Origin of the sequence: Sulfitobacter sp. F26169L (assembly GCF_026410285.1) — a bacterium.
Lineage (GTDB): Bacteria > Pseudomonadota > Alphaproteobacteria > Rhodobacterales > Rhodobacteraceae > Sulfitobacter.
On sequence record NZ_JAPMLP010000001.1, the window covers coordinates 47458 to 58204 of the forward strand.

Sequence of the window (10747 nt, forward strand, 5' to 3'; positions counted from 1 at the left end):
CGTTGCGCAAGCCGACAACGAAGGGATTGGCGGGCGTAGCGGAGGTGGCTCGGCCCGAAGACGGGCAGAGCTACCAGACAGGCCTAGTTGCCCGCGCTTTCCATTTTACGATGTGCAATCACTTCCTCAAGCCAGCCAAGACGCATCTCGGGAACAGAACTGAGCAATAGATCAGTGTAGTCGTCAAAGGGCGGTGCCAGAACCTGTGATTTAGGACCATAGCGGACAACCTCGCCCTGAAACATCACCGCGATACTGTCGGCAATCGCTTTTACCGTTGCCAAATCGTGGGTGATGAACAGATAGGCGACGTCTTCAACCTTTTGCAGCTTTAGCAGCAGTTTCAGAATGCCATCGGCCACCAGCGGGTCGAGCGCCGATGTGACCTCGTCACAGATGATCAACTTGGGTTTGGCCGCAAGCGCACGGGCGATGCACACACGCTGCTTTTGACCACCGGACAGTTCAGCCGGATAGCGGTCCTGGAAGCCGTCACCCAGTTCGATCTCATCCAGCAATTCCTGTATCCGCTTCTGCTTCTCCTTGCCTTTCAGACCGAAATACAGCTCAAGCGGGCGCCCGATGATTGTGCCAACTGTCTGGCGCGGGTTCATGGCGGTGTCTGCCATCTGGTAGATCATTTGCAACTGGCGCAGATCTTCCTTGGGGCGTGTGGATAGACCGGAAGTCAGGACATGATCGTCAAATGTGATCTGGCCTTCACTGGGCGGCAGAAGGCCGGTGATCACACGGGCGAGCGTTGATTTACCCGAGCCACTTTCGCCCACGACTGCCAGCGTCTGTCCGGGGTGGATTTCTACGTTGATATTTTTCAGAACATCAAAATTTGTACCCGCGTAGCGTGCGGTTACATTTTCCACCTTCAAGACCGGCGTATCAGTCGGCTCTTTCTCGATGTGCTTGATCGAACGGACCGAAACAAGCGCTTGGGTGTATTCCTCTTGCGGGTTGTTGATGATCTGGTCAGCGGTGCCGTATTCCACCATCGAGCCTTGTTGCAGCACCATAATATGGTCGCTGACCTGCGCCACAACGGCAAGGTCGTGGGTAATATACAGCGCGGCGACACCTGTATCACGGATCGCATCCTTGATCGCCTTTAGCACATCAATCTGGGTGGTCACGTCCAACGCGGTTGTCGGTTCGTCAAATACCACCAGATCGGGTTCGGGGCAGAGCGCGAGTGCGGTCATGCAGCGCTGTAGCTGGCCACCCGAAACCTGATGCGGATAGCGCGTGCCGATGGTTTCCGGGTCTGGCAGGCCCAGCTTTTCAAACAGCGCCACGGCACGGGCCTCGGCATCCTGCTTGGAAAACTTACCCTGGCTGATCGCCGCTTCGGTCACCTGTTCCATGATCCGCTTGGCGGGGTTGAACGATGCCGCGGCGGATTGTGAGACATAGGTAACTTCCGCACCGCGCAGGCGGCGCTTGTCGCGCAGTGGCGATTTCAGAACATCGCGCCCGTTTACCCAGACTTCGCCGCCCGTCAGTTCCACACCGCCACGGCCATAGGCCATTGCAGCAAGGCCGATGGTTGACTTGCCCGCCCCTGATTCACCGATCAGGCCCAGCACCTTGCCTGCCTCGAGATCGAAATCGACGCCATGAACGATCTCGATCTCGCGTGACTTTTCGCCGGGGGGATAGATCGTAGCGCCGATTTTCAGGCCGCGTACTTTTAGCAGTGGCTCGGTCATCCGCGACCCCCTTTAAGTGACGTCGTGCGGCTCAGGATCCAGTCTGCGACCAGATTGATCGAGATGCACAGTATGGCAATCGCGTAGGCCGGATAAAGCGCTGCCTGAATGCCGTAGTTGATGCCTTCTTTATTCTCTTTCACGATACCGCCCCAATCCGCTTGCGGGGGCTGTACCCCAAGACCAAGGAACGACAACGTGGACACAAACAGCACCATGAAGATAAAGCGCAGGCCCATTTCCGCCACCAGCGGCGACAGCGCATTCGGCAGTGTCTCGCGGAAGATAATCCAGCCGATTTTTTCACCGCGCAAACGGGCGGCTTCGACGTAATCCATCACAGTGATGTCGACGGCCACCGCACGGGCAAGGCGGAAAACGCGTGTGCTGTCCAACAGTCCCATCAGAACGATAAGGGTCATAATGGTTGTGGGCAGAACCGAAAGAACAACCAACGCAAAAATCAGCGAAGGGATGGACATGATCAGATCAATAAAGCGGCTAAGCACCTGATCGACCCAGCCACCGGAAACAGCGGCAAAAAACCCGAGAACAGATCCGGTAACAAAGCTGAGAATAGTGGCGGCGGTTGCAATGAAGATTGTCGTGCGCCCGCCCCAGATCATCCTGCTCAGCAGGTCGCGTCCGATGCTGTCAGTGCCAAGCAGAAACTCCGACGAGGAGGGCTCCCAGACATCGCCGACCACTTCGGCCATACCATAGGGGGCGATGTAGGGGGCAAAGATCGCGCAGAAGAAAAAGACGGATGTGAAAAACAGGCCGATAAGGGCCGCGGGAGGGATGCGGATCATTTGGGATGCCTCAACCTTGGGTTCGAAACAATCGAGACGATATCGGCGATCAGATTAAGACCGATATAGACAGCGGCAAAGATCAAGCCACAGGCCTGGACAACCGGAACGTCACGTTTTGATACGTGATCCACCAGATATTGTCCCATACCGGGATAGGCAAAAACCACCTCGACGACGACGACACCGACAACAAGATAGGCCATGTTCAGCATGACAACGTTGACGATAGGGGCGACCGCGTTGGGAAAGGCGTGGGTGCGGATGATCTTGAGCATCCGAAGCCCCTTCAGCTCGGCTGTTTCGATGTAGGCCGATTGCATCACGTTCAGAATGGCAGCGCGTGTCATGCGCATCATATGCGCCAGAACCACCAGCGTCAGCACAATGACGGGAATTGCAATCGCGTTCAGCTTTTCAAGCAGGCTCATGGAGTCGTTCATGATAGCGACCGACGGGAACCAGCGGAATTTGATCGCCAGCCAGTACACCAGAATATAGCCGATCATAAATTCGGGGATGGAAATGGTGGTCAGCGTCACTGCCGAGATCAGTTTGTCCGGCCATTTGTCTTTGTATCTGACGGCCAGCAGACCCAGAAAAATCGCCAGGGGGATCGAGATGATCGCAGCCCAGAAAGCAAGGAACATGGTGTTTTTCAACCGCCCGCCAATGCTTTCAGCGATGTCGCGGCCGTTTGTCAGCGCTGTGCCCAGATCACCCTGCAAGACACCGCCCAACCAGTTGAAATAGCGGGTCACGGGAGGGTCGTTCAGGCCCAGCTCCGCGCGCAGGTTTGCAAGCGCAGTTGGGGTTGCACCCTGTCCAAGAATTTGTTGCGCCACATCGCCTGGCAACATCGTGGTGCCTGCAAAAATGAGAACGGACGCGGCGAGGAGGAGCAGGAGGCCCAGCGCTAAGCGCTGGGCGACCAGTTTGATGACCGGATGCATCTGTAAATTACGCCTTCCATGTCTTTTTGAAGGCGTAGTAGTTCATCATCGGGTTGTTCGGGTCGTTGACGTAGCCGAGGATGTCGTTGGAAACGCCATCCACGAAGTCGTTGAACATCGGCAGGATCACACCGCCCTCTTCGTTCAGCATGCGGCCCATTTTGGAATAGATTTCCTTACGCTTGCCCTCGTCAAGCTCTGCACGGGCTTCCAGGAGCATCTCGTCAAACTCCGGCCGCTTCCAGCGGGTGTCGTTCCAATCGGCTGTTGAGAGGTATGCCGTTGAATACATCTGGTCCTGGACAGGACGGCCACCCCAGTACGAGCAGGAGAACGGCTTTACGTTCCAGACCTCGGACCAGTAGCCATCGTTCGGCTCGCGCTTGATCTCAAGCGGGATGCCAGCTGCCTGACAGGATTGTTGGAACAGCGCTGCCGCATCGACCGCACCGGGGAACGCACCATCAGCAGTGCGCAGGATGATCGGGCTGCCGTCGTGACCGGACTTCGCGTAATGTTCTTTGGCCTTTTCCAGATCAAAGGTGCGCTGTGGAATAGTTTCGTCGAACAGTGGATAGGCTGCGTTGATCGGGATGTCGTTCCCGATGCTGCCATAACCCTGCAAGATTTTTTCGACCAGTTCTTCACGGTTGCAGGCGTATTTCAGTGCGAGCCGCAGGTCATTGTTGTCGAAAGGGGCTGTGTCGATATGCGCGATAAACACATAATGGCCACGGCCCGACACGTTCTTGACGCTCAGGTTCGGGGCGCGGTCCAGCAACTTGGCGATCTTTGGCTCGACGCGGTTGATCACATCCACCTGACCTGATTGCAAAGCGGCGGTCCGCGCGGTGGCATCGTTGAGAACAATCACTTCTACACGGTCATAGTGCGCGATTTCTTCCTGTGAGCCGCCCCAGTAATCATCACGGCGCGTCGCGGACGCGCTGACGCCGGGTTGGTAATCTTCCATAACATAGGGGCCGGTGCCGATGGCGGCGTTCGGATTATCAAATCCACCGTCAGGCTGAATGATCAGGTGATAGTCCGACATCAGGTAAGGAAGGTCGGCGCTGCCGATTTCGAGTGTGACTTCAAAGATATCGTCGCCATCCGTGCGCATGCCGGAAATGCCTTTGACGATCCCCAATGCACCGGATTTGGATTCTTCGTTCGAGTGACGTTCCATCGTGCGCATCACATCATTGGCGGTTACGGCCTGACCGTTAGAGAATTTGATGCCAGGACGGATTTTGAAACGCCATGTTTTTGCGTCTGGCGAGCTTTCCCAGCTTTCGGCGACCAGCCCCTCAGGGCTCCCTTCCGGTGACACTTCGACAAGCGTTTCGCCCCAAAGGCGGCCAACAGCCAGCGGAACCTGAGATGCCCAGAGTGCCGGGTCTTGGGTGTCGGTACTTTGACCGCCCTGAACACCCATGCGGTACGTACCACCTGCAACAGGCTTGGCATGTGCTTCCGCTTGCGCGGACCCCGCCAGCATGGAGTTCGCAACAGCTGCGGTCACGCCGAGGGCCGCCGCGCGGGCAACAAACTCACGGCGGGTCATCAGGCCCTTGGTGACGGCTGTGCTCAGCTGTTTAAGTTGATCGTTCATAGTGTGGTTCTCCCAGTTGGAATCGCGGGTCTGTTGCACGCGCTGTTTTTCAGTGGTGAAGCAAAGTTACGCATTTAGCGCGGTGTCGCAAGGTTAAATCCCCGAAAGGGGGGCCGAGTGTCAGAGGTTGTCGCGGGCAATTTCGTCATTTTCCTCGCGCGAATACACCAGCTTTTCGTTTTCCCAAGCTTCAATTTTAGCATTTAAATAGAAGGCCTTGGCGTCCGAATGCATGGCGCAGCTGGTGCGGGTTCGCAGGCTGATATTATCGCGCTTAATGGTGTCTTCCCAAATACATTCACCACGCGCCGACAATGGGTCATCGGGGTGAATGTCCCACCGTTCCTTCGCGACAGAGCCGGAAACCAGACCATGATCGACATCGCGAACCTCGCCAAAATCATCTTCGATTACAAGGCTGTGGGTGCCCGTAACCATATCGGTTTCCTGACGCCGGATGTGGTTTTCGGGGCGGACTGTTTCGGTTTGCCATGGCTCCGCTGCATCGGGTGGAAGGAACTCCACCTCGTTGCCGCCTGTCGTCGGGCGCTGGGGCAGTGCGATGCTGCCTTTGGTCAGCGTCAGCTGTGTCGCCTCGGGAGAGGGCCACAGTAGTGGCCAGTAGGCGTTGGAAATTGATACCCGCAGCCTGTGACCCGCTGGAATACGGTAGGCAACGTGGTCGAGATTAATCACAACATGTTCGGTCTTATCCGGTGTCATCGGTTGCGGGTCGGCGGCGCTATGGCGATGCGACAGATTCAGCACGCCATATGTTATGCGTGTTGCCGCTCCGTCAGGATGAATGTGGTTCAACCGCACGGCGATTTGCCCCTGCGGTTTGTCGCATGACAGGGCAAGTGTCACCCGCGGGGCGCCGACAAGATCCATATCGGCGTCCAGCGGTGCGGAAGTGAATGTAGTTGACAGCGCGTCATCGGCACGCTGATCGCCCGGCATTTCGGGTCCAAGCCAGATCGCACAATATTCACCCGCGCTGGCGCCGCAATGCGCAGGTGAGGTGATGGTTTCGCTGATCGCCTGGGGGGCTTCGCCTAGCGTTCCGTTTGCGCCCAGATTAAGTGTTTGTACGGGCAGGTGCGTTGTGGCCCCATTCTGTTCCGCGATCCAGCGACCGGGGCGTTCGGTATACCATGCGGCGGGCCGCACCCCGTCCATCAGGTAAGCGCGGTAATCGGGATCGTCCTGCACACCGGTATCGACACCTTTGAGCCAGTGGTCCCACCAACGCAGCGCCTCTTGCAAAAAGCCGATGCGCGGTTCGGGCGCAGCGAAATGGGGATACTTGTGCACCCATGGTCCAACAATTCCTTTTGCATCGTCAAGCGCTTCCACCAGTTGCGGTACGGCATTCTTATAAGAGTCACCCCAGCCGCCGACAGCCAGCACCTTCGCCTTCAGCTTTGAATAATCCTCTGAAACCGATCCATGCTGCCAATAGGCATCCCGGCGCTGGTGACGCAGCCAGACCGAGGGCAGGAAGGGCTCGTTTTCCAGCCGGTCAAGCCACATTTCGCGCCAGTTTTCGCGCAGCGCGGGATCAGGTGCGCGGCTCGAATAACTCCACATCGTGGCCCCCCAGCCAAGATTCTCGTTCAGCAGGCAGCCGCCCTTGTAATGGATGTCGTCAGCAAATCGATCGACGGTAGAGCACAGTGTTATAATTGCCTTCAAAGGTTCCGGCGCAAGGGCAGCAACCTGAAGCGAGTTGAATCCGCCCCAGCTGATCCCCATCATGCCGACATGACCATTGCACCACGGCTGTGCTGCGGCCCAATTGATAACTTCGACCGCGTCGGCCAGTTCCTGCGGCGTGTATTCATCCTCCATCAACCCTTCGCTGTCGCCATTGCCACGGCTGTCGACCCGCGCGCAGGCATATCCGCGCTGCGCAAAATATGGGTGTGTTAGCGCATCGCGCGCACAGGTTCCGTCGCGCTTGCGATAGGGTAGAAACTCAAGGATCAGGGGAACCGGATCGCTGTCTGCATCTACCGGACGCCAGAGCCGCGTTGAAAGGCGGGTTCCGTCAGAAAGTACAATTATGTGATCGGGGTCTTCGGTCAGGTCGCGCAAAGCGTTGTTTTTATCTGTCATGTGTCTATCGTCTGTACAGCCGCGCAATATGTCAACGTGTGAAGTCACTTTGCACCGTAACGTGTTGATCAGAATCATAATGTTGGATCACGAGACATAGCGCTGATTAACTGGGGTTCTTCGCAGTGTTGTTGCAGAGGGCGCACATATATGAATCTACGGGGAAAATCTGTTGATAAAACACTGGATTTTACAGATTCGTGAGAATAATGTGACGAAATAACGGTGAAATCACGGCGCGCTCGAACGGGCCGGATAGCAGCAAAACAAAAAAAATTAGAATCAAGTGACCTGCAAAAAAGCAGGCACTTTCGAGGTAGAGTGGTAAAACTATGAAGGCGATTGATTTCGTTGTCCGCGGAAGTGCGGGCGGCATGCAACGTGGTACTGTAGCAGCAGATGTTCAGGACCAAGTTATTGTGGCCGGTGCCGGTCAGGAAATTTCCATTAATGCACGTCAGTCAGACTTCGCGAGCCAAGTGCGCTCGGGGGACAAATTGGTGATATCGCTTGCCGATGGACGGACGATTACGATTGACAATTTCTTTAACGATGCGGGTGAGGCGAACCGTCTGTTTGTTTCTGCAGATGGCTACCTCAACGAGGTAAGCTTTATTGATCAGGGTCAGGGCAATCTACACGCTCAGTATGGCCCAACTGCAGAATGGGGCAAGTGGAGCCCGTCTGACGAGCTGATCTTTCTTGGCAACTCCGAAGTGGCGGGTGTTCCGCTGCCGGCGGGCGGTGCGGACGATGTTTCGATGCTGGGTGCGGCCTTGTTGGGCGGCAGTGGATTGTTCGGCAGCGGCGCTGCAATCGCAGCGGGCCTAGGCGGTGCGGCGGTTCTCGGCAGCATGAGCGGTGGGGGTGATGACGGCCCTGCAGACCCGTATGTGAATGACGAAGAATCAAACGTTGTTATTGGTGGTGATGATGCCGATGAATCGCTGACCATCACTGGCGGCGGCGAGCCGGGTGACGATGTGACTGTGACTGTCGGTGACAAAACAGTCGGCACTGTGATTGATGATGATGGAAAATTCGAAGCCGTGTTCGACGGAGAGAATTTCCCCGATGATGGCGTTTATGACTCCACTGTTACGGTGACCAACGGCGACGGTGACGAGACAGATCTGGGCGGACCATCTTTTGAAATCGATACGACCGCACCGGAAATCGTGTTTACGTCCGGCACGGAATCGACAGGTGACTTCTTTAACGAAGCCAGCTTTGCCGAAGGCGTGACAATCACCGGCACCGGCGAGGCGGGTGCAACGCTTGACGTCACTATCAACGGAAACACACAATCAACTGTCGTCGGTGAAGACGGCGGATGGACTGTTTCGTGGGAAGCGGGTGCATTCGAAGCCGGCGAATATACAACCGGCGTCACCGTGGTAGCAACCGACAGCTTCGGCAACAGCGGCAGCTACACTGAAACACTTGTTATTGATACCGTGACGTCCGTCACGGTTGATACCGCAGCCATCGGTGGTGACGGCACCATCAACGGTGTAGAGCATACGGACGGCGTATCCTTTTCCGGCACAGCGCAGGCGGGTTCCTCTGTTGAGGTGACGGTTGCGGGGACAACGCACACTGTTATCGCAACGGAAACAGGCACTTGGTCTGCGACGTTCACTTCCAGCGAACTGGCCGTGGGTGAATACACCGGCACAGTTACTGTTGTGGCGACCGACGTTCATGGCAATGTCGCAAGCACCTCGGGCACCTACGATCTTGACACGCTGGTGCGTGACTTCTCGATCACCTCCAGCACCGGAGGTTCAGATGGTGTGATCAACGCAGAAGAAGCAGCTCAGCCGCTGACGGTTTCAGGCATGACCGAGCCGGGTTCGTCCGTGACGGTTGCATTGGGTGAAGCCACTGCAACAGCAGTTGTTGCGGCAGATGGCAGCTGGACCGCCACTTTCGCCGCAGGCTCTGTTGCGGCGGGTACATATACCGCAACAATGACAGCCACCGCGACAGACGCGGCAGGCAACATCGACACGGCAACCACGTCTGTTGTGGTTGATACCGACGCAGGTGTATTGACCATTGACAGCGCACCGGTTGAGGGTGACGACATCGTCAACGAAGCGGAAGCCAGCGATGGCGTGGTTCTGACCGGTACTGCGGACGCAGGTGCTGTGGTTACCGTGACAATGGAAGGTGTCAGCCATAACGTTGTGGCCAAAGCCGACGGAACATGGGAAGCGTTCTTCTCTGCCTCCGATGTCGCTGCGGGTGTTTATACTGCTGAAATCACTGCAACCACGACAGATGCCTACGGTAACAGCCGCTCGGCGTCCGACAGCGTAGAGGTCGACACGCGTGTTGATAACCTCGGCATCAATGCAAATGATATCGGCGTAGACAACATCATCAGCGGTGCGGAGCATGGCGGCAGCGTCACTGTGACCGGCTCAACCGAGGTTGGCTCTACTGCTGTGGTGGTAACTCTGGGCGGGCAGACAGCATCTGCCACTGTGGATGCAGCCGGAAAATGGAGCGCGGTATTTAACGGCAGCGCACTGGAGACAGGCACATACACTGCAGACGTTGGCGTAACCGCGACAGATGCCGCTGGTAACGTCAAAACTGCCGCCGCAACCGTGGATGTGGATACTGAAGTTGTGCCATTTGACATGACCAGCAACTCTGCTGGTACAGATCAGGTCGTCAACGCTGCCGAAGCCGCGGCGGGAATTGATCTGGGTGGTTCGGTCGAAGCAGGCTCAACTGTTGTCGTCACCTTTGATGGAAAGCCACATAACGCAGATGTGGACACCGCGGGGAACTGGTCGCTGACTATTGACGCTGCCGATATCCGCAGCGGTACCTATGACGCGGAGATTTCTGTCGAAGCCACTGATCATGTCGGCAACAAAGCTGTGATTAATGACATTCTGTCAATTGATACAGATGCACCCGACGGCCCGATCATCAAATCCTTCACCGAAGGGTCTGACGGTTTTCGCGGTATTTCGATCGAAACTGTCATGGAAAACGGTGAGCCGACAACAGATGTACAAAGTGTTGTGCAGGTTGCTGCAGATGGTTCTATTTCCGAAGTACAGGGTGAGCAGGGTACAAACTCACGCGGTGAAACAACGTTTGAATTTGCCGCAGATGTTCCTAACGGATCACAACTGATCGTCAACGCAACCGACCTGGCAGGCAACACATCGGGCACCTACCTGGTTCTGGATGACGAAGCCGCCACTGATACAGTTGATCTGACCAACATGGCGCTGGGTGACTTCCAGATCGAAAACCTCGATCTCGACTTTGCAGAAGCCGCAAGTGTTGTCATCGACGAGGCAAGCTTGCTGGCCCTGTCCACAGCAACCAACACGCTGACAATCCGCGGCTCTGCCGAAGATCTGGTCACCATTCAGGGTGGCGAAGAAGACGGCACCCGCGAAGTCGACGGCCAGACCTTCAACGTTTACAACGTTGGTGATGAAGGCACGCTATTGATCGAGCAGGAAGTCCCCGTCATCATCTAAGATGAACGGCTGA

At 56.3% G+C, this 10747-nt stretch carries 6 protein-coding genes; 1 reads left to right on the forward strand and 5 read right to left on the reverse strand.

Going from position 1 to position 10747, the window contains the following annotated elements; genetic code table 11:
* Positions 1-83: 83 nt before the first annotated feature.
* The 5 genes from OS189_RS00210 to OS189_RS00230 all read right to left on the reverse strand — a co-directional run bounded on the left by OS189_RS00210 (position 84) and on the right by OS189_RS00230 (position 7219).
* Positions 84-1721: an ABC transporter ATP-binding protein gene (locus OS189_RS00210; RefSeq protein WP_267165270.1), complete on the reverse strand. Its 1638-nt coding sequence runs from the start codon at positions 1719-1721 to the stop codon at positions 84-86.
* On the reverse strand, positions 1718-2533 hold the full coding sequence (locus OS189_RS00215) for an ABC transporter permease (protein WP_267165271.1): 816 nt from the start codon (positions 2531-2533) through the stop codon (positions 1718-1720). Before OS189_RS00215 ends, OS189_RS00210 begins: the two co-directional genes overlap by 4 nt.
* Positions 2530-3486 carry an ABC transporter permease gene (locus OS189_RS00220; RefSeq protein ID WP_267165272.1) on the reverse strand — a complete coding sequence of 319 codons (957 nt, stop codon included), beginning with the start codon at positions 3484-3486 and terminating at the stop codon, positions 2530-2532. Before OS189_RS00220 ends, OS189_RS00215 begins: the two co-directional genes overlap by 4 nt.
* A 7-nt stretch (positions 3487-3493) precedes the next feature.
* Entirely contained in the window at positions 3494-5101 is a 1608-nt protein-coding gene (locus OS189_RS00225) for an ABC transporter substrate-binding protein (protein ID WP_267165273.1), read from the reverse strand.
* Between the two features lie 120 nt (positions 5102-5221).
* Complete coding sequence (locus OS189_RS00230; protein ID WP_267165274.1) at positions 5222-7219, reverse strand: CocE/NonD family hydrolase; 1998 nt, start codon at positions 7217-7219, stop codon at positions 5222-5224.
* Between the two features lie 374 nt (positions 7220-7593).
* Here OS189_RS00230 and OS189_RS00235 point away from each other — a divergent pair, with 374 nt between their 5' ends.
* Positions 7594-10734: an Ig-like domain-containing protein gene (locus tag OS189_RS00235; RefSeq protein ID WP_267165275.1), complete on the forward strand. Its 3141-nt coding sequence runs from the start codon at positions 7594-7596 to the stop codon at positions 10732-10734.
* Positions 10735-10747 lie beyond the last annotated feature (13 nt).